This is a genomic window from Micromonospora sp. NPDC049301, from assembly GCF_040678715.1.
Taxonomy (GTDB): domain Bacteria; phylum Actinomycetota; class Actinomycetes; order Mycobacteriales; family Micromonosporaceae; genus Micromonospora.
The window spans coordinates 1-26,038 of sequence record NZ_JBFAQO010000005.1; the positions used below are offsets into that span (position 1 = coordinate 1).

General features: G+C 73.2%; 21 protein-coding genes. 7 read left to right on the forward strand and 14 right to left on the reverse strand.

Annotation, left to right across the window (positions count from 1 at the left end):
• Window positions 1-801 precede the first annotated feature (801 nt).
• From uvrC to rsgA, 4 genes are all read right to left on the reverse strand, one after another.
• On the reverse strand, window positions 802-2,799 hold the full coding sequence (gene uvrC / locus AB0K07_RS15850; RefSeq protein WP_363755623.1) for an excinuclease ABC subunit UvrC: 1,998 nt from the start codon (window positions 2,797-2,799) through the stop codon (window positions 802-804).
• Window positions 2,800-2,928: 129 nt separating this feature from the next.
• On the reverse strand, window positions 2,929-3,414 hold the full coding sequence (locus AB0K07_RS15855; protein WP_363755625.1) for a Rieske (2Fe-2S) protein: 486 nt from the start codon (window positions 3,412-3,414) through the stop codon (window positions 2,929-2,931).
• A gap of 158 nt (window positions 3,415-3,572) precedes the next feature.
• Window positions 3,573-6,518: an excinuclease ABC subunit UvrA gene (uvrA, locus tag AB0K07_RS15860; protein ID WP_363755627.1), complete on the reverse strand. Its 2,946-nt coding sequence runs from the start codon at window positions 6,516-6,518 to the stop codon at window positions 3,573-3,575.
• Window positions 6,519-6,686: 168 nt separating this feature from the next.
• Window positions 6,687-7,757: a ribosome small subunit-dependent GTPase A gene (gene rsgA / locus AB0K07_RS15865; RefSeq protein ID WP_363755629.1), complete on the reverse strand. Its 1,071-nt coding sequence runs from the start codon at window positions 7,755-7,757 to the stop codon at window positions 6,687-6,689.
• A 178-nt stretch (window positions 7,758-7,935) separates the two neighbouring features.
• On the opposite strand from rsgA, the gene AB0K07_RS15870 reads away from it, so the two are divergent.
• On the forward strand, window positions 7,936-8,652 hold the full coding sequence (locus AB0K07_RS15870; RefSeq protein WP_363755631.1) for a maleylpyruvate isomerase family mycothiol-dependent enzyme: 717 nt from the start codon (window positions 7,936-7,938) through the stop codon (window positions 8,650-8,652).
• Between the two features lie 7 nt (window positions 8,653-8,659).
• Window positions 8,660-9,313, forward strand: coding sequence for an MBL fold metallo-hydrolase (locus AB0K07_RS15875; protein ID WP_363755633.1), 654 nt, complete (start codon window positions 8,660-8,662; stop codon window positions 9,311-9,313).
• An 88-nt stretch (window positions 9,314-9,401) separates the two neighbouring features.
• Here AB0K07_RS15875 and AB0K07_RS15880 read toward each other — a convergent pair whose 3' ends face one another.
• Together AB0K07_RS15880 and AB0K07_RS15885 are read right to left on the reverse strand one after the other, a co-directional pair.
• Complete coding sequence (locus AB0K07_RS15880; RefSeq protein WP_363755635.1) at window positions 9,402-10,022, reverse strand: VTT domain-containing protein; 621 nt, start codon at window positions 10,020-10,022, stop codon at window positions 9,402-9,404.
• A 100-nt stretch (window positions 10,023-10,122) separates the two neighbouring features.
• Window positions 10,123-10,806 carry a 50S ribosomal protein L11 methyltransferase gene (locus tag AB0K07_RS15885; RefSeq protein WP_363755637.1) on the reverse strand — a complete coding sequence of 228 codons (684 nt, stop codon included), beginning with the start codon at window positions 10,804-10,806 and terminating at the stop codon, window positions 10,123-10,125.
• 194 nt (window positions 10,807-11,000) lie between these two features.
• Here AB0K07_RS15885 and AB0K07_RS15890 point away from each other — a divergent pair, with 194 nt between their 5' ends.
• Complete coding sequence (locus AB0K07_RS15890) at window positions 11,001-11,204, forward strand: cold-shock protein (protein ID WP_007462771.1); 204 nt, start codon at window positions 11,001-11,003, stop codon at window positions 11,202-11,204.
• A 48-nt stretch (window positions 11,205-11,252) separates the two neighbouring features.
• Here AB0K07_RS15890 and AB0K07_RS15895 read toward each other — a convergent pair whose 3' ends face one another.
• From AB0K07_RS15895 to AB0K07_RS15915, 5 genes are all read right to left on the reverse strand, one after another.
• Window positions 11,253-12,533, reverse strand: a complete 1,281-nt coding sequence (locus AB0K07_RS15895; protein ID WP_363755639.1) for an MFS transporter — start codon at window positions 12,531-12,533, stop codon at window positions 11,253-11,255.
• Window positions 12,530-13,105 carry a metalloregulator ArsR/SmtB family transcription factor gene (locus AB0K07_RS15900; RefSeq protein ID WP_363755641.1) on the reverse strand — a complete coding sequence of 192 codons (576 nt, stop codon included), beginning with the start codon at window positions 13,103-13,105 and terminating at the stop codon, window positions 12,530-12,532. The genes AB0K07_RS15895 and AB0K07_RS15900 overlap by 4 nt, the downstream gene beginning before the upstream one ends.
• A gap of 86 nt (window positions 13,106-13,191) precedes the next feature.
• A complete protein-coding gene (locus tag AB0K07_RS15905; protein ID WP_363755643.1) occupies window positions 13,192-14,067 on the reverse strand; it encodes a hypothetical protein in 876 nt (291 codons plus the stop codon).
• 157 nt (window positions 14,068-14,224) lie between these two features.
• On the reverse strand, window positions 14,225-15,919 hold the full coding sequence (locus tag AB0K07_RS15910; RefSeq protein ID WP_363755645.1) for a CocE/NonD family hydrolase: 1,695 nt from the start codon (window positions 15,917-15,919) through the stop codon (window positions 14,225-14,227).
• A gap of 3 nt (window positions 15,920-15,922) precedes the next feature.
• Complete coding sequence (locus tag AB0K07_RS15915) at window positions 15,923-16,438, reverse strand: MarR family transcriptional regulator (protein WP_363756599.1); 516 nt, start codon at window positions 16,436-16,438, stop codon at window positions 15,923-15,925.
• 125 nt (window positions 16,439-16,563) lie between these two features.
• Here AB0K07_RS15915 and AB0K07_RS15920 point away from each other — a divergent pair, with 125 nt between their 5' ends.
• On the forward strand, window positions 16,564-18,684 hold the full coding sequence (locus AB0K07_RS15920; protein ID WP_363755647.1) for an efflux RND transporter permease subunit: 2,121 nt from the start codon (window positions 16,564-16,566) through the stop codon (window positions 18,682-18,684).
• Window positions 18,685-18,739: 55 nt separating this feature from the next.
• Here the strand turns inward: AB0K07_RS15920 and AB0K07_RS15925 are convergent, their stop codons facing one another.
• Both AB0K07_RS15925 and AB0K07_RS15930 read right to left on the reverse strand, forming a co-directional pair.
• Complete coding sequence (locus tag AB0K07_RS15925; RefSeq protein WP_363755649.1) at window positions 18,740-19,624, reverse strand: transglycosylase SLT domain-containing protein; 885 nt, start codon at window positions 19,622-19,624, stop codon at window positions 18,740-18,742.
• A gap of 33 nt (window positions 19,625-19,657) precedes the next feature.
• Window positions 19,658-21,076: a DedA family protein gene (locus AB0K07_RS15930; RefSeq protein WP_363755651.1), complete on the reverse strand. Its 1,419-nt coding sequence runs from the start codon at window positions 21,074-21,076 to the stop codon at window positions 19,658-19,660.
• 133 nt (window positions 21,077-21,209) lie between these two features.
• On the opposite strand from AB0K07_RS15930, the gene typA reads away from it, so the two are divergent.
• Both typA and AB0K07_RS15940 read left to right on the forward strand, forming a co-directional pair.
• Window positions 21,210-23,078 carry a translational GTPase TypA gene (gene typA, locus AB0K07_RS15935; protein WP_363755652.1) on the forward strand — a complete coding sequence of 623 codons (1,869 nt, stop codon included), beginning with the start codon at window positions 21,210-21,212 and terminating at the stop codon, window positions 23,076-23,078.
• A gap of 119 nt (window positions 23,079-23,197) precedes the next feature.
• Window positions 23,198-24,058: a serine hydrolase gene (locus AB0K07_RS15940; RefSeq protein ID WP_363755654.1), complete on the forward strand. Its 861-nt coding sequence runs from the start codon at window positions 23,198-23,200 to the stop codon at window positions 24,056-24,058.
• A gap of 28 nt (window positions 24,059-24,086) precedes the next feature.
• Here the strand turns inward: AB0K07_RS15940 and AB0K07_RS15945 are convergent, their stop codons facing one another.
• On the reverse strand, window positions 24,087-24,884 hold the full coding sequence (locus tag AB0K07_RS15945; RefSeq protein WP_363755656.1) for a tyrosine-protein phosphatase: 798 nt from the start codon (window positions 24,882-24,884) through the stop codon (window positions 24,087-24,089).
• Window positions 24,885-24,928: 44 nt separating this feature from the next.
• Here AB0K07_RS15945 and AB0K07_RS15950 point away from each other — a divergent pair, with 44 nt between their 5' ends.
• The gene (locus AB0K07_RS15950) at window positions 24,929-26,026 is read left to right on the forward strand and encodes a dipeptide epimerase (RefSeq protein WP_363755658.1); all 1,098 of its coding nucleotides are present in this window, start codon (window positions 24,929-24,931) and stop codon (window positions 26,024-26,026) included.
• Window positions 26,027-26,038: the final 12 nt, after the last annotated feature.

The window sequence follows — 26,038 nt, forward strand, 5'->3', positions numbered from 1 at the left end:
GTCCCGGGGATGTAACGTGGCGGCCGGCGGGGTGTTCCCCGGGGCTGCCGCACCGCGCCGGTCAAGCCGCGGTGATCTGCCAGGTATAACGACCCGGGCCGGCCCCCGATTCCACGCTGAGGGTGGCCCCGCCCACCCCACACCGACACCCAAACCGGACACCACACCCACCCGGGCCAACCCTGAACCGGACAGTCAGCGCGCAAGCGCCCGGACGGTCTTGCGCGGGTCGGCCATCACGCCGGGCCTTTGAGATCGAGCCACCCCACCAGCCGGGCGCTCGGATGCCCCAATGTCGCCGACACCGAGTCGATCACCCCTCAGCGGCCGAGCCGAGGCCGCAACACTCGACCACCTGGTGCGCGACCCGATGCAAGATCCGCGCACTTTCCGGGAAACTGCGGCCTCGACGCGTCGGGAGGCAGCAACTTCCCCGAAGTTGCGCAGATCTTCACCGGCGGCGGGACACGCGGACATTGTTCGGGCACCGGTGACGCCGGGCACCGGTGACGCCGGGCACCGGTGACGCCGGGCGGCGGACCCGGGGGGCGGCGGACCCGGGGGCGGCGGACCCGGGGGGCGGGCGAGACCTGCCGGTTGAGCCCTATACCTCAGAGTCATATTTATGACTCTGAGGTATAGGGCTCACTGGTATGGGTGCCGCCTGATGGCCGGCCCAGCGCACGAACGCGCCGCCTGTGGCCGGCCGGGCCCGGCGCAGAAGCAGGGCCAGACGGGCCAGCCTGGGGTGGCGGGTGCACGGTCAGGTCGTGGTCGTGCCGGATGGCAGCCACACCGGGTTCACGGACCCGGTGTGGCCTCGGCGTCCTCGTCGGCCTTCGTGCCCTTGGTGAGTGCGGCCAGGATCGCCTCGGCGGTGCGCCGGCCTACCCCGGGCACCTCGGTGATCTCCTCGACGGTGGCGGCGGACAGCCGCTTGAGCGAGCCGAAGTGCCGCAGCAGCGCCTTGCGCCGCACCTCGCCCAGGCCGGGCACATTGTCGAGCGCCGACTCGGTCATCCGCTTGGAGCGGCGCTGCCGGTGGAAGGTGATGGCGAAGCGATGCGCCTCGTCGCGTACCCGTTGCAGCAGGTAGAGCCCTTCCGAGGTGCGCGGCAGGATGACCGGGAACTCGTCGTCGGGGAGCCAGACCTCCTCCAGCCGCTTGGCCAGCCCGCACAGCGCCACGTCGTCGATCCCGAGCTCGGCGAGGGCCTGGGCGGCCGCCGCGACCTGCGGCGCGCCGCCGTCGACGACCACCAGCTGCGGTGGGTACGCGAACTTGCGCGGCCGACCGGTGGTCGGATCGACCAGGATGCCGACCTGCGGCTCGTCGATCTCACCCAGGCCGCCCGGCGCGGCGGGATCGTCGGCCGGCTCGACCCCCACCTCGCCGGTCTCCGCCCGCGCGTCGAGGTAGCGGGCGAAGCGGCGGCGCAGCACCTCGGACATCGCGGAGAGGTCGTCGGTCGCGCCCCGGACGATGAACCGCCGGTACTCGCTCTTGCGGGGCAGCCCGTCCTCGAAGACCACCATGCTGGCCACCACGTCGGTGCCCTGGATCTGCGAGATGTCGAAGCACTCGATGCGCAGTGGCGAGGTGCGCATGCCCAACGCCTCGCTGATCTCGTCCAGCGCCTTGCCCCGGGTGGTCAGGTCACCGGACCGCTTGAGCTTGTGCCGGGCCAGCGCGTCCTTGGCGTTGCGCTCCACCGTCTCCATCAACGAGCGCTTGTCGCCACGCTGCGGCACCCGCAGGGACACCCGGCTGCCCCGGTGGGTGGAGAGCCAGTCGGCCAGGGCGTCGGCGTCCGCGGGCAGCTCGGGCACCAGCAGCTCGCGGGGCACGTCGGCCTCGCCGTGCTCGCCGCCGTACACCTGGGTGCAGAAGTGGTGCACCAGGTCGCCGGTGGTCAGCTCCTCGGTCTTTTCCACCACCCAACCGCGCTGGCCGCGGACCCGGCCGTCGCGGACGTGGAAGACCTGCACCGCCGCCTCGAGCGGGTCGTCGGCGAACGCGACCACGTCGGCGTCGGTGCCGTCGCCCAGCACCACCGTCTGCTTCTCCATCGCCCGGCGCAGCGCGGCCACGTCGTCGCGCAGCCGGGCCGCCCGCTCGAACTCGAGCTGCTCGCTCGCCTCGGTCATCTCACGTTCGATCTTGCGGACCATGGTGTCGGTGCGCCCGGCCATGAAGTCGCAGAAGCCGTCGACGATAGCCCGGTGCTCGTCGGCGGAGACGCTGCCGACGCAGGGCGCCGAGCACTTGCCGATGTAGCCGAGCAGGCACGGCCGGCCGACCTGGCCGGCCCGCTTGAACACGCCGGCGGAGCAGGTCCGGGCCGGGAACACCCGCAGCAGCAGGTCGAGGGTCTCCCGGATCGCCCAGGCGTGCGAGTACGGCCCGAAGTAGCGCACGCCCTTGCGCTTCGCGCCGCGCATCACCTGGAGTCGCGGGTACTCCTCGTCGAGGGTGACGGCTAGATAGGGGTACGACTTGTCGTCGCGGTAGCGGACGTTGAACCGGGGGTCGTACTGCTTGATCCAGGTGAACTCCTGCTGGAGCGCCTCGACCTCGGTGCCGACGGTGATCCAGTCCACCGATTCGGCGGTGGTGACCATCTGCCGGGTGCGCTCGTGCAGGTTCCACATGTCGCCGAAGTAGGAGTTGAGCCGGCTGCGCAGGTTCTTCGCCTTGCCGACGTAGATCACCCGACCGGTGCCGTCGCGGAAGCGGTAGACCCCCGGGGACTCCGGGATGGTGCCGGGTGCGGGACGGTAGGTAGAGGGGTCAGCCACGTCAGCAAGCCTAGTCCGCGGCACCGACAGACCATGCGAAGCGCTAGATCGACTCGGGCTCCGGAACGTCGGGGCGTTGGCGAACGCCGGACACCCCCGGAGCCCGAGTCGATCAGGCGCCCGGACCGATCAGGCCAGCGAGATCTGGTCGCCGGTGACCTTGATGTTCTTCGGCGGCAGCGGCTTGGTGGCCGGACCGGCCTTCACCGAGCCGTCCTCGATCGAGAACTTGCTGCCGTGGCAGGTGCAGTTGATCGTGCCGCCGTCGACGTTCGTCACCGGGCAGTTCTGGTGCGTGCAGATCGGGCTGAAGCCCTTGAACTGGCCGGCGGTGGGCTGGGTGATCACCACGCCGTCGGTGGCGAGGACCTTGCCGCCACCGACCGGGATGTCGGCGGTGGTGGCGAGCGACTGGGCGCCCTGCCGATCGCCGCCGCCCGCGTCACCGGTGCTGGGCACCGCCGGGCCGCCGCTGGTCGGGGCGGCGCCTCCGTCACCGGCGTCGTCGGTGCCGCAGGCCGCCAGGACGACGGCCGCGCCGACCGCCCCGACGCCGGTGAGCAGGGCCCGACGGGTCTGCGTACCCGGACCGGTCAGCGCCTGATCGTCGCTCATGCCTCGCCTCTCTCTCGGCCGCTGTGCCGGTCCTGATCTCCCGGCCACACTGGTCAACACGGGCAACTGTGCCGGATGGTTCACGGTGGCACGGCCTCGACCCAGGAAATGGGAAACGCCGGCGGTGCCCGACTGGGCACCGCCGGCGTCGGGTCGGCTCAGCGCGCGCCGGCGGTCGCCTTGCGCGGGGCCCGGGTCTTGGCGGTGCCGTTGGCCCGGGCGGCCCGGTTGGTGGCGGCCGTCGCGCCCTTGGCCTCGCCGTCGAGCTTGAGCACCTGGCGCAGGAACTGGCCGGTGTGGCTCTCGGGCACCTCGGCGACCTCCTCGGGGGTGCCGGTGGCGAGCACGCTGCCGCCCCGGTGCCCGCCCTCCGGGCCCATGTCGATCAGCCAGTCGGCCGTCTTGATCACGTCGAGGTTGTGCTCGATGGTGATCACCGTGTTGCCCTTGTCGACCAGCCCCTCCAGGACCATCAGCAGCTTGCGGATGTCCTCGAAGTGCAGGCCGGTGGTCGGCTCGTCGAGCACGTAGACCGTCCGCCCGGTGGAGCGCTTCTGCAACTCGGAGGCGAGCTTGACCCGCTGGGCCTCACCACCGGAGAGGGTCGGCGCGGGCTGGCCGAGGCGGACGTAGCCGAGGCCGACGTCGACCAGCGTCTTGAGGTGACGGTGGATGGCCGGGATGGCGGAGAAGAACTCCGCGGCCTCCTCGATCGGCATCTCCAGCACGTCCGAGACGGTCTTGCCCTTGTAGTGCACCTCGAGGGTCTCCCGGTTGTACCGGGCGCCCTTGCAGACCTCGCACGGGACGTACACGTCGGGCAGGAAGTTCATCTCGATCTTGATGGTGCCGTCGCCGGAGCACGCCTCGCAGCGCCCGCCCTTGACGTTGAACGAGAACCGCCCCGGACCGTACCCGCGAACCTTAGCCTCGGTGGTCTCGGCGAAGAGCTTGCGGACGTGGTCCCAGACGCCGGTGTAGGTGGCCGGGTTGGAGCGCGGCGTCCGGCCGATCGGCGACTGGTCCACGCCGACGACCTTGTCCACGTGCTCCAGGCCGGCGACCCGGGTGTGCCGGCCGGGCACCAGCCGGGCGCCGTTGATCTGGTTGGCCAGCACCGCGTACAGGATGTCGTTGACCAGCGTCGACTTGCCCGAGCCGCTGACCCCGGTGACCGCGATCAGCTGACCCAGCGGGAACCCGACGGTCAGGTTGCGCAGGTTGTGCTCGCGCGCCCCGTGCACCACCAGCTCGCGGGCCGCGTCCTGCGGGCGGCGCGACTTCGGCGTCGGGATCGACCGCTTCCCGGACAGGTACGCCCCGGTGACCGACTCCTTGTTCTTCAGCAGGGCCGGCACCGAGCCGCTGTGCACGATCTTGCCGCCGTGCTCGCCGGCGCCGGGCCCGATGTCGACGATCCAGTCCGCGGTGCGGATGGTGTCCTCGTCGTGCTCCACCACGATCAGCGTGTTGCCCAGGCCGCGCAGCCGGATCAGCGTCTCGATCAACCGGTGGTTGTCGCGCTGGTGCAGCCCGATCGACGGCTCGTCGAGCACGTAGAGCACGCCCACCAGCCCGGAGCCGATCTGGGTGGCCAGCCGGATGCGCTGCGCCTCGCCGCCGGAGAGGGTGCCGGCCGGCCGGTCCAGGGAGAGGTAGTCCAGGCCGACGTCGAGCAGGAACCGCAGCCGGGCGTTGATCTCCTTGAGCACCCGCTCGGCGATCATCTTCTGCCGGTCGGTCAGCTCGATGCCGGCGAGCAGGTCGGCGCACTCCCCCACGGACAGGTTGCAGACCTCGGCGATGCTCTTGCCGGCCAGGGTGACCGCGAGCACCTCGGGCTTGAGCCGGGCGCCGCCGCACGCCGCGCACGGCACGTCGCGCATGTAGCCCTCGTACTTGTCGCGGGACCACTCGGACTCGGTGTCGGAGTGCCGGCGCTCGATCCACTGCACCACGCCCTCGAAGCCGGTGTAGTAGGAGCGCTCGCGGCCGTACTTGTTGCGGTAGCGCACGTGCACCTGGTCGTCGGAGCCGTGCAGGATCGTCTTCTGCGCCCGAGCCGGCAGCGCCCGCCACGGGGTGTCGACGTCGAAGTGCTGGGCCTCGCCGAGCGCCTCCAGCAGGCGCAGGAAGTATTCCAGGTTGTGGCCGGTCGACCAGGGCTGGATGGCGCCCTCGCGCAGGGTGCGCTCCGGGTCGGGCACCAGCAGCTCCGGGTCGACCTCCTTCTTGGTGCCCAGGCCGGTGCACTCCGGGCAGGCGCCGTACGGCGCGTTGAAGGAGAAGACCCGGGGCTCGAGGTCCTCGATGGCGAGCGGGTGGTCGTTGGGGCAGGCCAGGTGCTCGGAGTAGCGGCGCTCCCGGTCCGGGTCGTCCTCCGGCAGGTCGACGAAGTCGAGCAGCACCAGGCCGCTGGAGAGGCCCAGGGCGGCCTCGACCGAGTCGGTCAGCCGTTGCTTGGCGCTCGGCTTGACGGTGAGCCGGTCGATCACCACCTCGATGGTGTGCTTCTCCTGCTTCTTGAGCTTCGGCGGCTCGGTCAGCGGGTGCACCACGCCGTCGACCCGGGCCCGGGCGTAGCCCTTGGCCTGCAGCTCGGCGAAGAGGTCGACGTACTCGCCCTTGCGGCCGCGGACGACCGGGGCGAGCACCATGAACTTGGTGCCCTCGGCCATGGCGAGGACCCGGTCGACGATCTGCTGCGGGCTCTGGCGGGAGATCCGCTCGCCGCAGACCGGGCAGTGCGGCTCACCGATGCGGGCGAAGAGCAGCCGGAGGTAGTCGTAGACCTCGGTGATGGTGCCGACGGTCGAGCGCGGGTTGCGCGAGGTCGACTTCTGATCGATCGAGACGGCCGGGCTCAGCCCCTCGATGAAGTCGACGTCGGGCTTGTCCATCTGGCCGAGGAACTGCCGGGCGTACGACGAGAGCGACTCGACGTAGCGCCGCTGCCCCTCGGCGAAGATCGTGTCGAAGGCCAGGCTCGACTTGCCCGACCCGGACAGCCCGGTGAACACGATGAGTGCGTCCCGGGGCAGGTCGAGACTGACGTCACGCAGGTTGTGCTCGCGCGCGCCACGGATGATCAGTCGGTCGGCCACGGTCCGTGTACTCCCGGGTGAAGATGAAGCGGAGGATGTGTCCCGCTCTGGGGTGGTTCTGAGCGGTCGTGCGGGCGCGGAAAACACGCCTCGGCAACTCTAGCCCCGAGGTATGACAGTTTCCCCCGCCCACACATTCCCCCAGCTCAGCCCGGTCGGCCGGGCCCGTCAGTAACCCCCGGGCGCCGGCGGTCGGGTCGCCCGGCGCCGGGCGGAACGCCACCCGCCACGCCGCTCCGCGGCCAGCCGCGCCTCCCGCCGCCTGCTCTCCTGGGCGACCTCCCCCTGCAGCCGCCGCCAGTTCTCCCAGCGACGGGTCGAGAGCTCCCCGGTGCGCAACGCGTCGCGGACCGCGCAGGCGGGCTCGCCGTCGTGCCCGCAGTCGGCGTACCGACAGCCCTCCGCCAGCCCGGCGATGTCGGCGAACGCCCGGTCGAGCCCGGCGACGCCGTCCAGCAGGCCGACCGCCCGCACGCCGGGAGTGTCGATCACCGCGCCGCCGCCGGGGATCGGCACCAGGGCCCGCCACGTGGTGGTGTGCCGGCCCTTGCCGTCGACCCGCCGGATCGCCTGGGTCGGCATCATCACCGCGCCGGCCAGCGCGTTGACCAGGCTCGACTTGCCGGCGCCGGACGGCCCCAGCAGGCCGAGCGTGCGGCCCGGCGCCACCTCGGCGCGCAGCGGTTCCAGGCCGAGGCCGCGCTCGGCGCTGACCGGCAGCACCGGCACATCGGGGGCGACCGCGGCGAGCTGGCGGGCCAGCGCGGCCGGGTCGGCCGCGAGGTCGGCCTTGGTCAGCACGACCAGCGGCCGGGCGCCGGACTCGTGGGCCAGGGAGAGCAGCCGCTCGATCCGGCCGACGTCCGGCTCCGGGTGCACCGGCTCCACCACGGCGGCGGCGTCGAGGTTGGCGGCCAGCACCTGGCCGCTGGCGTCCTTGCCGGCGGTCCGGCGGATCAGCGCGGCACGCCGGGGCAGCACCGCCTCCACGGTGGTGCGGCGGTCCGGCCAGTGCGCGAGCAACACCCAGTCCCCCGCGCAGGGCAGCGCCGAGGGGTCCCGAGCGGCGGCGGCCAGCACCGCCCCACCCAGGCTGGCCCGGACCGGGCCGGCCGCGGTGAGCACGGTGCAGACCCCCCGGTCCACCCGGGCCACCCGGCCCGGGTGGTGGTTGCCGCGTCGCCCGGCGTACGCGGCCCGCTCGGCGTCCCAGCCGAGCGCGGTCAGATCGATCGTCATGGCATCCTCATCGGTGTCGAAGCTGGTGATGGCGGAACACACGTGCCACGTCCGGCATGGTCACCACCTCCGTCCGACGTCCCGGTGCCGCGTATGCCGCTGACGGTAGGGCGCGCCCCGACGCGCCGAAAGCGATTTCCCTGGCGACGGCGCGACAGCGGACCGCTAGGGTCGACGCGTGACCACCGACCCACTGCTGCTGATGGGCGAGGTGGACGACGCCACCAGTCGACTCCTGCGTACCGCGGCGTCCTTCGACGACGCGGACCTGGCGGCCGCGTCGCTGCTGCCGGGCTGGACGCGGGGGCACGTGCTGGCGCACCTGGCACGCAACGCCGACGGCTTCGTCAACCTGCTCACCGCGGCCCGCACCGGCGAGCCGCTGCCGATGTACGCCTCGCCGGAGGCCCGCGTGGCGGACATCGAGGCCGGCGCGGGCCGGCCACCGGCCGAGCATCTGGACGACCTGCGGCGTACCGCGGACCGGTTCACCGACGCGGTCGCGGCCATGCCGGTCGACGCGTGGGGTGCGACGGTGCAGACCCGCCGGGGCCCGTGGCCCGCCGCGCTGCTCGTGTGGGGCCGGCTGCGCGAGATCGAGGTGCACCACCTCGACCTGGCCGCCGACTACCGGCCCGCCGACTGGCCGGAGGCGTTCGCCCACCGGCTGCTGCACGAGGTGGCCGCCCACCACGCCGACCGGCCGGCGCCGCCGTCGATGGTGCTGCGCTTCGACGGCAGCCAGCACGAGCTGGTGATCGGGGAGCGCGCGGGCGCACCGGTCATCACCGGTCCCGCCTCCGACGTCGCCGCCTGGCTGATCGGCCGTGACGGTGGCGACACGCTCGCCGTCACTCCCGACGGTCCCCTGCCTACTCCACCGGAATGGATCTAGAAACGTCATGACATACAGCGGAGACGTCACCCCCGGCGGCGCGCCGGCGGTACGGGAGCTGGACGGGCTCACCATCAGCAAGCTGTCGGTGGGCCCGATGGACAACAACGCCTACCTGCTGCGCTGCACGGCCACCGGCGAACAGGTGCTGATCGACGCCGCCAACGAGGCGCCCCGCCTGCTGGAGCTGATCGGCGACGGCGGGCTGACCGCCGTGGTGACCACCCACCAGCACATGGACCACTGGGTGGGGCTGGAGGAGGTGGTCGCCAAGACCGGCGCCCGGACGCTGGTGCACGCCGACGACGCGGCCGGGCTGCCGATCGAGGCCGAGCGGCTCGCCGACGGGGACACCGTGCCGGTCGGCGACTGCGCGCTGGAGGTCATCCACATCAAGGGGCACACCCCGGGCTCGATCGCGCTGCTCTACCGCGACCCGGCCGGCATTCCGCATCTCTTTACCGGGGACAGCCTTTTTCCAGGTGGAGTCGGCAACACCGACCAGGACCCGCAGCGCTTCGCCGCGCTGATCGACGACGTCGAGCACAAGCTGTTCGACCGGCTGCCGGACGAGACCTGGTTCTATCCCGGTCACGGCAAGGACAGCACGCTCGGCGCGGAACGCCCGGCCCTGCCCCAGTGGCGCGCCCGGGGGTGGTGACGCCGGCGGGGCCGGCCCCCCGGCCGGCCCCGCACCACCCACCCGACCGCGCGGGCGCACCCCCGCACCCGCCGTCGGGTCGAACCGGTCAGGACGTCGGCGCCCCGGTGACCGCGCGCAGTCGGCGCCGGGTGCTCAGCAGCACCACGGCGGCCAGCACCAGCCCGACACCCATGGTGACCAGCAGCGGACTTGACTCTCCCGGCAGCAGCCCCGCCAGCGAGCGGGACGCGGTGCCCAGCGCGAGGTAGAGACCGGCCCAGGCCGTCGCGCCGAGCGCCGCGCAGCCGAGGAACCTCCGGTACGACATCCGCAGTCCGCCGGCGGCCAGCGGCAGCAGCGCGTTGAACACCGGCAGGAACGGCGCGACCACCACCATCCGGCCCCCACCGCGACGCAGGATCCCCTCCGCTGCCGCCCAGCGCGCCTCGCCGATCCAGTCGCCGACCCGACTGCGCCGCAGCCGCTCCCCGTACCGGCGACCGACCAGGAAGCTCAACGACCAGCCGACCAGGCAGCCGACCAGCACCGCGGTGAAGGTGGCGAGCCCGGTGGCCGGGCGGCCCACCCCGACCGCGGCCAGAATCGCCACGTCACCCGGGACCAGGACACCCAGCAGCGGTACGGCGTCGAAGAGCATGACCAACCCGAGCGCGCCCATCAGCAGGAGGATGGGCAGTTCCCCGACCTGGGTCAGCCATTGCGTCATGCCTCGTACGCTATGGCCGCCGCACCACCGTGGACATCCGGTCGCACCCCCCAGCGACCCCTGGGATCCGCCTCGGGGTCGCCCCTGAGACGGCCCGGCCTCAGGCCGGTCGCAGCACCTGCACCCGGCGCAGCGACGAGTCCACCGACGGTTCGGTGGTGGGCACGGGATAGTCGGCCAGCACCGTCAACCCGTCCGCCGGCAGATGCCCCCGGCCGGGGTCGCCGACCAGCACCTCGGCGCCGCCTGCGGCGGCCCGCTGGAGGAACGGCAGCATCCGGTCGGCCATCGCGCGGCTGTAGAAGACGTCGCCCGCGACGACCAGGTCCGCCGCCGCGTCGATGCTGTCGAGCAGGTCGTCCCCCGTGGCCTCGACGGCGACCCGGTTGGCTCGCGCGTTGACGACGACGGCGGCGACGGCGTACGGGTCGATGTCGTTGGCGACCACCTGCCGCGCGCCGGCCAGCGCGGCGGCGATGGCCACCAGCCCCGACCCGGCGGCGAGGTCGAGAACCCGCCGGCCGGCGGCCAGCTCGGGGTGGTCCAGCAGGTGGCGGGCCAGTGCCTGGCCCCCGGCCCAGGCGGAGGCCCAGAACGGCGGCGGCAGGGCGTGCCCGACGGCCGCCTCCATCCGGGCCCACCAGACGATCGCGTCCTCGGCCAGGTGCAGCCGGACCTCCGGGACGAACGGGGTGGGCACCAGCCGGAGCCGGTCCAGGCCGGCGCCGGGCGCGTCGATTTCGCGCTCCAGCTCGGACAGCGCGGCGGCTGCGGCACCCCTCATCGGCGCAAGCATGCCGCAGCGGCGGGTGGTCGGGGTGACTTTCGCGTGCCCGGCGCGCAGAGTTCACCCGAGTTCCGTCGAAGACCTACGGCACTTCGGCCGGCAGATCGGCGTTTCGACCGTTACTGTCGGACAGGTACGGGCGATCATCGGCCACAGGCCGAGGGTCAGCCGCTTTGAACAGGGAGAGATGCATGGCAACCGGCACGGTTAAGTGGTTCAACTCGGAAAAGGGCTTCGGCTTCATCGAGCAGGACGGTGGAGGGCCGGACGTGTTCGTCCACTACTCCGCCATCGCCTCGAGCGGCTACCGGGAGCTCAACGAGGGCCAGAAGGTCGAGTTCGAGGTGACCCAGGGGCAGAAGGGTCCGCAGGCGGACAACGTCCGCCCGATGTAGCTCCGTGCCGGTAGCGGCGGTCGTTCTCCGGCCGCCGCCGCAGCGCACTCAAGACGCCGCCGGGGCGGCGGGCAGGTCCCGCCGCCGCCGGAGCGGCCCGATCAACAGAATCAACGGGGTGACCGCCAACCAGGCGGTCATCACCGTAATTGCGTTCCCGACGCCGTACCACGCGCCGAGGGCGCCTGCCAGCACGGCCGCCAGCGGGATGGTGCCGTAGTTGAGCAGATGCATGCTCACGGTGACCCGACCGAGCAGGTGGTGCGGGGTGTACGTCTGCCGGAAGCTGCCCTTGACGACGTTGCCGATGGCCACACCGAGGCCGATCAGGACCCCGCCGAGGGCCGGCCAGACCAGCCCGACGCCGGGCGTGGCCAGCGGAATGAGCAGTGCGGGAGGCCCGGTGAGGGCCGCACCGAGCAGCATGGCCCGCGCGGTGCCGCAGCGCCGGGCCAGCGCGGTGGCCAGCAGCGCGCCGACGATCCCCCCGGCGCTCATCACCGCGATCAGGACGCCGACCAGGCCCGGCTCGAGCCGCAGCTCACGGACCAGGAACACCACCAGGACGGCCTGGTAACCGATCAGCCCGATGTTGCTGGCCGCGCCGAAGACCGTCAGTACCCGCAGGTACGGGTCGCGGACGACGAAGCGCAGCCCCTCGGCGATGTCCCGGCGCAGCGACCGGGACGCGTCGGCCCGCCGGGTGCGCGGCTCGACGGTGCGGATCCGCAGCAGGCAGGCCGCGGAGAGCAGGAACGTGACCGCGTCGAGCAGCAGCGCGGCGACCGCACCGGTGAGCTGGGCGATCAGGCCCGCGAGGCCGGGCCCGACGACATAGCTCACGGTCTGGGTGGCCTGCAGCTTCGCGTTGCCCTCCGGCAACTGGTCGGCTCGCAGCAGCACCGGCAGGTACACCTGGTCGGCGGTCTCGAAGAAGACGCGTGCGGTGCCGGCGCCGAGCGCGACCAGCAGCAGGTGCCAGACGGTGAGCCGGTCCAGTGCGGCGGCCAGCGGCACGCTGAGGAACGCCACCGCGCAGAACACGTCGCAGGCGACCATCACCGGCCGGCGCGGCAGCCGGTCCACCCACGCGCCGGCCGGCAGGCCGATGAGCAGCCACGGCAGCCAGGCGGCGGCGGTGAGCACCGCGACCTGGAAGGCGCCGGCGTCGAGCACCGCCACCGCGACCAGCGGCAGCGCGACGGTGGTGACGTTGCTGCCGACGCTGCTGACCGCCTGGCCGATCCAGAGCAGCCGGAAGTCCCGGTGCCGCAGCAGCCCGCCGCTCGGGCGGACCGGGCTCGGGTCGGTGTGCGTGACCGTGGTCACGGCCGGGCCGGGACGCCGTGGGCGAACACGAAGACGGGGTGGCGGTCGCGCCCGTCGTCGGGCACCTCCCGGTCGGCCCAACGGGCCAGCAGGTCGATCATTTCGCGGCTGAGCTCGGCCAGCTCGTCGGGTGTGAGGTGCAGCCAGCGGTCGGTGGAGAACGGCCCGTCGTCCCAGGCCGCCTGCGCCGCCTCGTCGGCGCCGTGCCACGCCCGGGCCAGGGCGACGTGCCGGTCCAGGTTGAGCGAGGTGGCGGCGTCGGCGACCGCGCGGGCGGCCGGGTCGGCGTCGAAGTCGGTGTTGGACCAGCGCACCCCCCGGGTGACCAGCCGCCACCACCGCTCGCGCCGGTCCCGGGCCAGCTCGGGGGCTTCGGCGACCAGCTCGCCGGCGGCGAGCACCTTGAGGTGGTGGCTGACGTTCGCGGGCGCCTGATCGGTGTGCTCGGCGAGCATGCCGACGGTCGACGGGCCGTGCACCTTGAGCACGTCCATCAGCCGGCGGCGCAGCGGGTGGGCCATGGCGGCCAGCACCCGCGAGTCGGTGACCTGGCGTACGTCGGGGCTCTCCATGCCGCCGAGCCTGCCATCCGCAACGGCGGTTACGCAACACCTATTGCGGAACTGCCGTTGCGAATAGAGATCCCGGGTCCCACGGCTCAGGCGACCAGCCGGCGGGCCAACTCGTCGGCGACCTGCTTGGCCAGGGTGGGCGGGATCGCCGCGGCGATCTTCTCCGGGGTCAGCCCGGCCAGCACGCCCTGGACGATCGCCGGTTCGTCGGTGAAGTCCCGGCCCGCCAACGCGGTCAGCGCGGTCTGCAGGGCACTCACCTGCGCGCCGAGTGACTTCAACGTCGGGTGTGCCGGCACGTAGTTCGTCGCGGTCGCGTCCTCGCCCATCGCCATCCGGGTGTAGATCTGACCGATCGGGTTGCGGCCGTCCAGCACGGTCAGGTTCTTGTGGACGGTGGCCAGCCAGGCGTGTTCTTCGGGGGTCATGTCGTTCTCCTCCAGGAGTCCGATGGAGCTGAGGTAACGGCGGAACAGCGGTCGCTGGTCGCGGCCCGCCTTGATGGCGTCACGGAAGAAGCTGAAGTGGGTGTGCCACCGGTGCGAAACGTCGCCGGTGCTGCGCTTGCCGAGCCGGTCCCACCGCTTCACGGTGCTGCCGTCGGGGCTGTAGATGATCTCGCGGATGTCCCGGGTGTCGGCGGCGTTCGCGCCGCACTGCCCCACGCACCAGAGCGAGAAGCTGGGCAGGGTGTGCGTCCCGCCACCGGATCGGACCTCGAAGCCGCCGACGTCCAACGCGGCCGCGTCCAGGGTCAGGCCGGCCCGGTCCCGGGGTGACTCCACCACCGAGTAGTCGCCTGCGACCACCCGGTCCGATCCGCAGTGGTAGCCGCCCCGGTGCGCCGGATCGCCAACGATGCCGACCTCCGCCGGCTCCAGGTCGTCCGGTCCGGGGGCGTTGTCGAGGTGGGCCAGCAGAAGCGTGCGGACGGCCAACAGGTTCGCCGGGGCCCGGGTCATGGGGTCCCCCCTTCGATGAGCGGGGGCCGGGCACGGCGTCACACCGCGTACGCGGCGCGGGGCTACGGGCGAACCCGGCCTACTGGTGCACGGCGCCGGGCGTTGAGCCTACGATAGCCCGCTCAAACCGCTAATGCCCAGCTCAGAGGGCATCTGTTCACTTTGGAGATCGTCGCGAGCCAGAGTGGACGATGGGCAACCGCAGCGCCGACGGGTACGTCGGGTCGTGCAGAACCTGCCGCCAGCCGGCACGCAGAGTCACGGCCGCGCCGAGGGGTTCGCCGCTTCCCGGGTTGCGCGCCCAGCGCGGATGGGCGCCGCCCGTGACCTGCACCCGCAGCCGGTGCCCGGCGGCGAACCGGTACGCCGTCGGCCAGAGCGGCACCGGAACGCGGCGCACCCCGGACGGGTCGGCCGGAAACCGCCCGGGCGCGACCCGGACCAGCCCGTCGCACACGTTCCACGATCGACCGCGACGGTCCACATCGCACAGCCGGACGAAGACGTCCAGGTGCGCGAGTTCACTGCGAACGTGGATCTCGGCCCGCACCGGGCCGATCACCTCGACCGGCGCGGTCAGCGGCGCGCTGGTGTACGTCAGCACGTCGGGGCGGGCCTCAACGCGCCGGTTGTCCACCGGGCCGGCCCGCTGCGCCACCAGCAGCGGCCCGCCGAGCGACGGGGTGGGGTCGGCCGGGTCGTACCGGAACTCGTCCGGCGGCGAGGGGATCGGCGGCCGCACCGCCAGCTCGCCGCCCGGATGCAGGTGCCAGGCCGTGTCGACCGCCGGCGGCGGCCAGTCCGGCAGGTCCCGCCAGCCGCCGCCGGCGCCGCCCACGTGCAGCCGCACCGGGGCTGACCCGGGCGACCCGCCGAGGCGGGGTCGGTTGTCCCCCGCCTGAGCCGACCCGGTCAGGTGCTCGTCCAGCCAGGCCAGCCCCTCCCGCAGGGCGGCCACGAACAGGCCGGGGCTGCCGTGCGTCCAGGGGCCGATCACCAGGCGTGGCCGGGCACCAACGGCGCGCAGGGTGGCGTGGTCGTCGAGCTGGGCGGGCAGGAAGATGTCGTGCCAGCCGGTGACCATGAGCACCGGCGCCCGCACCCGGGCCACCCGGTCGGCGAAGACCCGGGTCCGCCAGTACGGGGCGTCCGGGGTGTGGTGGCGCAGCCACTCCTGGAAGAACGGGATCGTCACCCCGGTGGCCACCCGGTCCGCCCCGGCGAGCGGCAGGTGCTCCAGCGCGGCGGCCAGCCGGGGCTGCCCGCGCTTGAGCTCCCGCTGCCGGGCCAGCCACGGCACCGTCTGCGCGTGCAACAGCTCCGCCCAGGTCAGCACGGTGTCCAGGGCGAACGACTCCCCCGCGTACGTCGAGTCCCGGGTGGCCGAGGCGGTCACCACCGCGACCATCGCGCGCAGGTCGTCACCGGCGTCGGCGGCCAGCGCCCACTGCGCGAAGCCCTGGTAGCTGACCCCGAACATGCCGAGCGCGCCGGCCCACCACGGCTGGCGGCGCAGCCAGTCCAGGGTGTCCACCCCGTCGTCGCGCTCGTGCACCAGCGGCGCGAACGTTCCGCCGGAGCCGCCGGTGCCCCGGCAGGACTGGATCACCGCGTGCCGCCCGCGGGCGGCGAGCAGCCGGCCGAGCAGCCGCAGTGGTCCGCCCCGCCCGTACGGGGTGCGGATCAGCACGGTGGGCGCGTCCCGGACGGCCGGGGCGTAGTGGTCGGTGCGCAGCACGACGCCGTCGCGGGCCCGGACCGGGATGTCACGGGTGACCCGCACGGGGCCGGGGCGGGTCGCGGGAAGCCGCAGCGCGGCGCCGGCGAGACGGGCGACGAGCCGGTCCGGCACCGGTCAGCCCGTCGGGCGGCGGGTCGGTTCGGGTCGGGCGGCGCGCACGGCGTCGCGGTGCGCCCGCAGCGAGTCGCTCATCCGCGCCATGAACCGGTGCACCACCTCCAGCTCGTCGTCGCCGAACTCGGCCATCACCGCGTCGGTACGGGCGCCGAGGGGCTGGAAGAACTCCATGGCCAGCGCGGCCCCCTGGTCGGCGTAGTGCAGCAGCACCTTGCGCCGGTCGACGGTGTCCCGGTCCCGGCGGATGTGGCCGGCTCGCTCCAGCCGGTCGATCAGGGCGGTGACCGAACCGGACGAGAGGTTGAGGTGCTCGCCCAAGCGGCCGGGGGTGATCGGATCACCAAGGAGTTCGGCGTCCATGACGGCGAGCAGCGCGTTCAGGTCGGTCGGGTTGAGCCCGTGCAGGTTGGCGAACGCGTGGCCGACGTGCTGGGCGTCCACCGCGTACCGCCGCAGGTTGTTGGTGATCTCGGCGACCAGCTGCTCGCGGCGCGTGTCGCGCCGCCGGTACATGCCGTGAGTCGCCACCTCGCGCCGCTTCTTCCCGTCGTCGGTCCGCCGTGTTGCAGCATAGAACAGCCGTCGATAATCTCGTTTATCAAGATGCTTTCCCGTCAAGAGACCGTGGGGTCACCCTGATGTCTGCCTTCACCAGAGTCGCCCGTGGTCGGTTGGCCGCCTGGCTCACCGTGGCCGCCGCGATCGTCGTCGGCGCGGCCGTCTTCGGGCTGCCCCACCCGGACAACCCGGCGCCGATCTCCGCCACCGGCCTGTCCGCGCAGTGGCAGTCGACCCAGGTGCAGCGCCTGCAGGAGCAGCTCCCGTCCAGCGAGATCCAGCCGGCCATCGTGGTCGTCAGCCGCGGTGACGGCGGCGCCCTGAACGAGGCCGACCGGGCCGCCGTCGCCGCCCGCTCCGGCGACCTGGGCAGCCTCGCGGCCGGCGGGCGGGTCAGCCCGGCGCAGCTCTCCCCGGACGGCACGGTGGCGCTCGTCGCCGTGCCACTGAGCACCGGCGGCGGCCAGGACGAGGTCACCGAGACGGTCACCCGGCTGCGCGCCGCCCTGGCCGACCTGCCCGAGGGGCTCACCGCCGAGGTGACCGGAGCGCCCGCCTTCACCGCCGACCTCTCCTCGGTCTTCGAGGGCGCCGACGTCACCCTGCTCGCGGTGACCGCCGCCGTCGTCGCGGTGCTGCTGCTGATCACCTACCGCAGCCCGTTCCTGTGGACCGTGCCGCTGGTCGTGGTCGCGGCGACCGAGCAGCTCACCCTGCGCGCGGTGGACACGCTCGTACCGGCCGTGGGCATCACCCTCCAGGAGGGCCAGGTCACCGGCATCGCCAGCGTGCTGGTCTTCGGCGCCGCCACCGACTACGCCCTGCTGCTCATCGCCCGCTACCGCGAGGAGCTACGCCGCGAGGAGGACCGGTTCGCGGCCATGCGTGCCGCGCTGCGTCGCACCGCCGATCCCATCCTGGCCAGCGGCGGCACCGTGGTGCTGGGCGTGCTCACCCTGCTGCTCAGCGAGCAGGAGACGAACCGGGCACTGGCCGTGGCCTGCGCCACCGGGGTGGTCTTCGCGATGCTCTCGGCGCTGTTCGTGCTCCCCGCCGTGCTGGTGCTCTTCGGTCGTGGCCTGTTCTGGCCGTTCGTCCCCCGGGTCGGCGGCCCGGTCCGCGAGGGCCGGCTCTGGGGCCGGCTCGGCACCGCCGTGCAACGCCGCCCGGTGCCGGTCGCGGTGCTGGCCACGCTGCTGCTCGCCGGCCTGGCGCTGGGCGGCCTCGGTATCCGCACCGGCCTGTCGGAGACCGAGCAGTTCCGCGCCGAGCCGGAGGCGGTGACCGGCGCGCAGGCCCTGGCCCGGGCGTTCCCCGCCGGCACCACCCAGCCGGTGGCCGTGCTCACCACCCCGGCGGCGGTGCGGACGGTCACCGACGTCGCTGCCACCGTTCCCGGGGTCGCCTCGGCCCGCCCCGCGGACGCCGGCCAGGGCATCGCCCAGGTCGACGTGGTGCTGGAGGCCGAACCCGGGACCACCACGTCCGACCGCACCATCGAGGCGCTGCGCGACGCGGTCGGCGCGGTCCCCGACTCCGCCCCTCCCGCCGTCGACGGCGCCGACGCGCCGTCCGGGGCGATCGTCGGCGGGACCGTGGCCGGCACCTACGACTCGGAGAAGGCCAACGACCGGGACCTGCGGCTGATCCTGCCGATCATCCTGCTGCTGGTCGGCGCGGTGCTCGTGCTGCTGCTCCGCGGCCTGCTCGCACCGGTGCTGCTGGTGCTCACCGTGATCGCGTCGTTCTTCGCCAGCCTCGGCGCGGCGTGGCTGCTCTTCGACAACGTGCTGGGCTTCCCGGCACTGGACAGCGGCGTGCTGCTGCTCGCCTTCGTGTTCCTGGTGGCGCTCGGCGTGGACTACAACATCTTCCTGGTCACCCGCGCCCGGGAGGACGCGGGCCGCACGGGCACGCGGGACGGGATGCTCTCCGCGCTGCGGGTCACCGGCGGGGTGATCACGAGCGCCGGGGTGCTGCTCGCCGCGGTCTTCGCCGTCCTCGGTGTGCTGCCACTGATCACGCTGACCCAGATCGGCGTCATCGTCTGCATCGGCGTCCTGCTGGACACCCTGCTGGTCCGCACGGTCCTCGTGCCGGCGCTGGCGTTCGTGCTCGGCGACCGCTTCTGGTGGCCCGGCCGGATCGCACGCGAGCGCGTGGCGGACACCCCGCCGGAGCCGGTCGCCGCCCGCCACTGAGCGGGCAACACAATGCCGGGTGGGGCCGGGTGCGGCCCGACCCCACCCGGCTCGCTCAGTACCCCAGGCAGACGCACTCGGTCATCAGCGCCCGCACGTTGCGCACGTACGACGGATTGGGGATCTGCAACGGCTCACCCTCCTGCGCCACCGCACCGTGCCCGAAGTTGTACGCGGAGATGACCGCGTTAAGCAGGCAGGAGTCCAGCTCGGCGGTGCACAGGCCGGCGTCGAGCCGGAAGTCGGACTCGAAGTACATGTCGCCGATGTACTTGGTCAGCCAGGCCAGGTAGTTGGCGCCCAGGTACGCGTTGTCCCGGTAGTCATCGATCTCGTAGCTCTGCTCGAACCGCTGGTTCATCCAGGTCGCGGTGGCCGGCATCACCTGCATCAGCCCGACGCCGCCGTCGCAGGCGTAGATGTTGGACTGCCAGCCGCTCTCCTGCCAGGCGGTGGCCTTGAGCAGCGTGAGCGGGATCTTGATGGTCGGCGCGGAGGTCGGCCAGTACGTGCGGGCGGCCGCGTCGGTCAGCGCCGCCTTCGCCTCGGCCCGGGTCGCCTGGGTGCCCTTGTAGCTGGGCTCGCAGGAGGACGGTGCCGGCTTCGGCGGGGCCGGCGGGACCTTGGTCTCGGTGGGCGGCTTCGCCACCGCGCGCGGCTTCGTCGCCGGGCCGGACGTGCGGGTCGGCTTCTTCGTCGGCTTCGGGGTCGGGGACGCGCTGCGGCTCGGCGCGGCACCCATCGCGGCCACCCCGCTCACCGACGGGCTCGGCTCCCCGGTGGCCTCGTCGACCGGGGCGTCGGTCGGCTCATCGGTGACCGCGACCGGCGCGGCCTGGCTCTGCGGGCGTTTCCCCGCGTCGGCGCAGCCGACCATCGTGCCCACCAGCAGCAGCCCCGCGAGCACCATGGCGCCCACCCGACCGGTCCGTCCACACATGCCGTTCCTCCCCCGTACGACCGACGCCGCACCCTAACAAGGTTCGACCGGGCGCCGCGGCCCCTGCGCCGGCGGCCGGACCGGATCGTCGGGCTGCTCCCGCTCGCCCATCGCCCGGTCCCGGGTGGCCCAGGCCACCATGAACACCACCGTCCACAGCACCCCGAGCAGCACCGCCGCCGCGGTGCCGCTGGCCGTGTCCAGCCCGAGATAGAGCCGGGCGCCGCCGACCCCGAGCACACCCGCGGCGGCGGCCGTCCAGGCGGCCACCGCCACCGGCCAGCGGGCGCCCCGGGACACCAGCCAGGCCAGGGTGCAGAAGCTCGCCGCGACCACCGCGTTCTGGGTCGGGAACGGAACCGCCTCGCCGCCGTCCGGGCCGGCACCCGGTGACCCGGTCAGCTCGGCCACCACGGCCAGCACCAGCAGCGGCACGAACGCGCCCACCGTGCCGACCACACTGAGCAGGTCCGCCCGCCACGGCCGGTTCCGCCACGCCAGCACCGCGGCCACCAGCGCCACCAGAGCCACCAGCACCCAGCCCCGCACCACCGACACCAGCGCCGTGGTCGCGTCGGCGGCGCCCGGGGTCCGCCGGGCCGCGAACCAGTTTCCGATCGCCCCGTCCAACGCCGCCAGCCCGCTGTTGCGCACCACCACCGCGAGCAGGCCGGCGATGGCGAGCCCGGCGGCGAAGAGCAGCAGCAGCCCGGCGGCGAGGTTGAGCAGCAGCGTCCAGGCCGGCCCGATCCGCATGGCCACCAGGAAGAACAGCACCCCGTAGCGGGCGCTGAGCCAGCGCACCGGCGGCAGCGCGCCGGCCCGGGAGAGCAGCGCCCGGGCCGGGTCGGGGTTACGGCCCAGCCACCGGCCGGCCAGCACCACCCCCAACAGGCCCGCCAGCAGCACCAGCACCGCGCCGGTGGCCCGGCCGAGCAACCGGGAGACCGTGTCGTACGACTCACCGGCGACGTGACCGAGCAGCACCGATCCGCCCACCCAGGTCACCACGCCGGCCAGGTTCCACGGCGCGAACCGCCGGTACGGCATGCCGGCCGCACCGGCCAGCCGGGGCACCAGGGTGCGGGCGAAAGCCACCCAGCGAGCGGCGAACACGCCCCTTCCGCCGAGCCGGGCGAGCATGGCGTCGGCCCGGCGCCACCGCTCGGGCCCGACCCGGTGGCCCAGCCCGGCACGCAGGCGGGACCCGTACCGCCGCCCGGCGCGGAACGCCAGCGCGTCACCGGCGAACGCGGCGGCGATCATCGCCAGCAACGCGGGGCCCAGCCGCAAGGTACCGTTGTAGGTGAGGAAGCCGACGAGCAGCAGGGTAGCCTCACCCGGCACGAGCAGACCGAAGATCACCGCGGTCTCGCCCGCCACGATCAGCGCGGCGACCAGGTAGATCCACAGGGTGGGCAGACCCTGCACCATGGTCAGCAGATCGTGCACACAAGCCCCCGGGACACGGGAGCCAGCATGCCAGCCGGGGGAACGACCGGGACAGCAGTTTCACCAGAGATCAGGGGCACCTGGGGGTGACCCCGACGCAGCCTGCGCGAGCGCAGGCGGAAGGATAGAGGGTATGCAGCTTCGCACCGACCTCCGCAACGTCGCCATCATCGCTCACGTCGACCACGGCAAGACCACCCTGGTCGACGCCATGTTGCGGCAGGCCGGCGCGTACGGCGCCCGCGGTGAGACGACCGAGCGGGTGATGGACTCGGGGGACCTGGAACGGGAAAAGGGCATCACGATCCTGGCCAAGAACACCGGCGTCCGCTATCTGCCGGCGGACGGCTCCGACCCGGTCACCATCAACATCATCGACACCCCCGGCCACGCCGACTTCGGTGGCGAGGTGGAGCGCGGCCTGACCATGGTCGACGGTGTGGTGCTGCTTGTCGACGCCAGCGAGGGCCCGCTGCCGCAGACCCGGTTCGTGCTGCGCAAGGCGCTGCGCGCGCGGCTACCGATCATCCTGGTGATCAACAAGGTGGACCGCCCCGACGCCCGGATCAAGGAGGTCGTGGACGACACCTACGAGCTCTTCCTCGACCTGGACGCCGACGAGGAGCAGATCGACTTCCCGATCGTCTACGCCTGCGCCCGCGACGGCATCGCCTCGCTGACCCAGCCCGCCGACGGCTCCGTGCCGGACGACAGCAGCTCCCTGGAGCCGCTGTTCCGCACCCTGCTGGACACCATCCCGGCCCCCGCGTACGACGAGGACGCGCCGTTGCAGGCGCACGTCACCAACCTCGACGCCTCGCCGTTCCTCGGCCGCCTGGCGCTGTGCCGGGTCCGGCAGGGCACGATCAACAAGGGTCAGACGGTGACCTGGTGCCGCACCGACGGCAGCAGCCAGCGGGTGCGCATCTCCGAGCTGCTGATGACCGAGGGCCTGGAGCGCAAGCCGGCCGAGTCGGCGGGTCCGGGCGACATCATCGCGGTCGCCGGCATCTCCGACATCATGATCGGTGAGACGCTGGCCGACGCGGAGAACCCGGTGCCGCTGCCGCTCATCACCGTCGACGAGCCGGCCATCTCGATGACCATCGGCACCAACACCTCGCCGCTGGTCGGCCGGGTGAAGGGCTCCAAGGTCACCGCCCGGATGGTCAAGGACCGGCTCGACAAGGAGCTGATCGGCAACGTGTCGCTGCGGGTGCTGCCCACCGAGCGACCGGACGCCTGGGAGGTGCAGGGCCGCGGCGAGCTGGCGCTGGCCATCCTCGTCGAGCAGATGCGCCGCGAGAGCTACGAGCTGACCGTCGGCAAGCCGCAGGTGGTCACCCGCGAGATCGACGGCAAGACCTGCGAGCCGGTCGAGCGGCTGACCATCGACGCCCCCGAGGAGTACCTGGGCGCGATCACCCAGCTGCTGGCCACCCGCAAGGGCCGGATGGAGCAGCTGGTCAACCACGGCACCGGCTGGATCCGGATGGAGTGGCTGGTCCCGGCGCGCGGCCTGATCGGCTTCCGCACCGAGTTCCTGACCGACACCCGGGGCACCGGCATCCTGCACCACGTCTTCGAGTCCTACGAGCCGTGGTTCGGCGAGCTGCGTACCCGCAACAACGGCTCGCTGGTCGCCGACCGGGCCGGCGCGGTCACCGCCTTCGCGATGATCAACCTGCAGGAGCGCGGCCAGCTCTTCGTCGAGCCGACCACCGAGGTGTACGAGGGCATGATCGTCGGGGAGAACTCCCGCTCCGACGACATGGACGTCAACATCACCAAGGAGAAGAAGCTCACCAACATGCGGGCGTCGACCTCCGACGAGACCGAGAAGCTGATCCCGCCGCGCAAGCTGTCGCTGGAGCAGGCGCTCGAGTTCTGCCGCGAGGACGAGTGCGTCGAGGTCACCCCGACCGCGGTGCGCATCCGCAAGGTCGTGCTCGACCAGCAGCTGCGTGGCCGGGCCGCCGCCCGCCGCAAGCACGCCGGCTGACCCCACCAGCACCCGGCACCGGGCGCGTCGACCGCTTGCGGTCGGCGCGCCCGTCCGCTTTCGGCGGCGTACGCGGGCCAGCCCGTCCGGCCCACCGTTGATCGGCTACGGTCACCGGCATGACCTGGGATGATCTCGACGCCCACCTGGACCGGGTGCCCGGCACCGTCTCGGCGTACGTGGGCCGGCTCGACGCGCCGCCGACCTGGACCCGCCACGCCGACGCCGGCCACTACGCCGCCAGCACCATGAAGGCGGCCGTGCTCGCCGCGCTGCACCGCGCCGCCGAGGCCGGCACGCTGGACCTGGACGCCCCAGTCCCGGTGGTCAACGAGTTCGACTCGGCCCAGCCCGGCGCACCCCGGTTCTCCTGCGCACGGCACTACGACAACGACGACGCCGTCTGGGACCGGGTGGGCGGCACCGCGTCGCTGCGCTGGCTCGCCCACCGGATGATCGTGCGGTCCAGCAACCTGGCCACCAACCTGGTCATCGGCCACGTCGGGCTGCCCGCGGTGGCCGAGGTGTGGGCGCTGGCCGGGGCCCGGCACAGCGTCACCGGCCGGGGCATCGAGGACTTCGCGGCCCGCGAGGCCGGCATCACCAACCTGGTCACCGCGCACGACCTGGCCGCCCTGCTCGGCGCCCTGGCCACCGGGGCGACCAGCCCCGGCCGGCTCGCCTCGCCGGCCGGCTGCACGGCCATGCTGGACGTGCTGCTCGCCCAGGAGCACCGCGAGGACCTGGCCGCCGGCCTGCCCGAGGGCACCCGGATCGCGCACAAGAACGGTTGGGTGCGCGGTGTGCGGCACGGCGCCGGGGTGGTCCTGCCCGACGACGCCCCGCCCTACGTGATCACCGTCTGCACCACCACCGACCTGGCCGACGGCGGCGCCAGCGGGGACGAGGCCGAGGACGACGCCTGCCGGCTGATCGCCCACGTCTCGGCGCAGGTCTGGGCCGCCCGCCACCAGCTCTGACCGGGCACCCGCGCGCCGGCCGGCGCGGTCACTCCAGCAGGTGCTCCCGCAGCGCCATGCGGGTCTCGTCGGTCAGCCCGAGCCCGTCGCGCAGGTAGCCGTCGAACGAGCCGTGCACCCGACGCACCTCCTGGTAGCCGGCGTCGAGGTACTCGGGGCGGACCTCCAGCACCGGAAGCACCGCGTCGACGTCCAGCTCGGGCTGGCGGCGCCGCATCGCCTCGACGATCACCGCGCGCAGGCTGTCGGTGAGCGCGTTGTTGCGCAGGTACTCGGCGCGGATCGCGGCCTCGTCCACGCCGAGCACGGTCAGCAGGATGACGGTGAGCCAGCCGGTCCGGTCCTTGCCGGCGGAGCAGTGGTAGACCAGCGGCAGGTTCTCCGGTGCGGCGGCCAACCGGACGGCCTCGGCGAAGCCGACCCGCGCCGACTCGCCCGTGACGAACCACCGGTAGATCTCCGCCATCGCCCCGGCCGTGCCCTGCCGGGCCAGCTCCGCGTAGGCGTCCAGGTCGTGGCCGAGCAGCACCGCCGAGACGTACGTGAAGACCGGGTGCTCCGGGTCGTGCACCGGCAGGTGCACCACCCGCGGCTCGCCCACCAGCCGGTCGGTCGGGGCCACCTCGATCTCCGAGCCGGCGCGCAGGTCGACCACGCAGGCCGGCCCCAGTTTCGTGAGCACCGGCAGGTCCTCGTCGGTGAGCCGGCCCAGCGCCGGAGTCCGGATCAGCCGCCCGGTGCGTACCCGCCGGCCGTCGGCACCGACGAGGCCCCCCAGGTCACGCGCGTTCGGCGCGCCCACCATCTCCCAGTCCCGCCCGGCCATCCGGTCTCCCCTCCCGCCGTGTGCCTGCGTATAGGGTGCCCCATATGACGATCTCGGCGGTACGCACCCACCGGGTTTCCGCCCCCTTACACACCCCGTTCGTCACCGCGCTGCGCCGCACCACCACGGTGGACACTCTGGTCGTCGAGCTGGTCGACTCCGACGGCCGGTCCGGCTTCGGCGAGGCACCGCAGGTCTGGCAGGTCACCGGCGCGTCGGTCGGCGGCGCGCAGGCGTGCGTGCGGGAGTTGCTCGGGCCGCTGCTCACCGGGCGGGACCCGGACGACCTGGTGGCCCGCTGCGCCGAGGTGCAGCGCGCGGTGGTCGGCAACGAGGCGGCGAAGGCCGCGGTCGACGTCGCCCTGCACGACCTGGCCGCCCGGCGGTTGGGCGTACCCCTGGTGCGGTTGCTCGGGGGCACCACGCTGCGGGTGCCCACGGACGTCACGCTGGCCGCCGGCGACGCGGCGGACCTGGCGGCTGCCGCGCGACAGCGGCAGTCCGACGGCTTCGGCGTGCTCAAGCTGAAGGTCGGCACCGACGCGGCCGGCGACCTGGACCGGGTGCGGGCGGTCCGCTCGGCGGTCGGCGCCGGGGTCCGGATCCGGCTCGACGCCAACCAGGGCTGGACACCCCGCGAGGCGGTGCGGATCATCCGCGGCATCGAGGACGCCGGGCTCGACGTGGAGCTGGTGGAGCAGCCGGTGGCCCGCTGGGACCTGGACGGGCTGGCGTGGGTCAGCGACCGGGTGTCCGTGCCGATCCTCGCCGACGAGGCGGTCTTCGGGGTCCGTGACCTGGTGGAGGTGATTCGCCGCCGCGCCGCCGACCTGGTCAACGTCAAGCTGGCCAAGTGCGGCGGGCTGCGACCGGCCCGCACCCTGCTGGAGCTGGCCGCCGCGCACGGGCTCGGCACGGTCGTCGGGTCGATGATGGAGAGTCAGGTCGGCATCGGCGCGGCGGCGAGCCTGGTCGGCGCGTACGGCACCACGGCGGTCGCGGACCTGGACGCCGCCTGGTGGCTGGCCTGGTCGCCGGTGCGGGGCGGGCTCAGCTACGAGGGCGCCACCGTGGTGCTGCCGGACTCTCCCGGCCTGGGCATCTCCGGCCTGGCTGAAGTAAAGATGCAGCCCTCCGGTTGATGATCGTTGGTT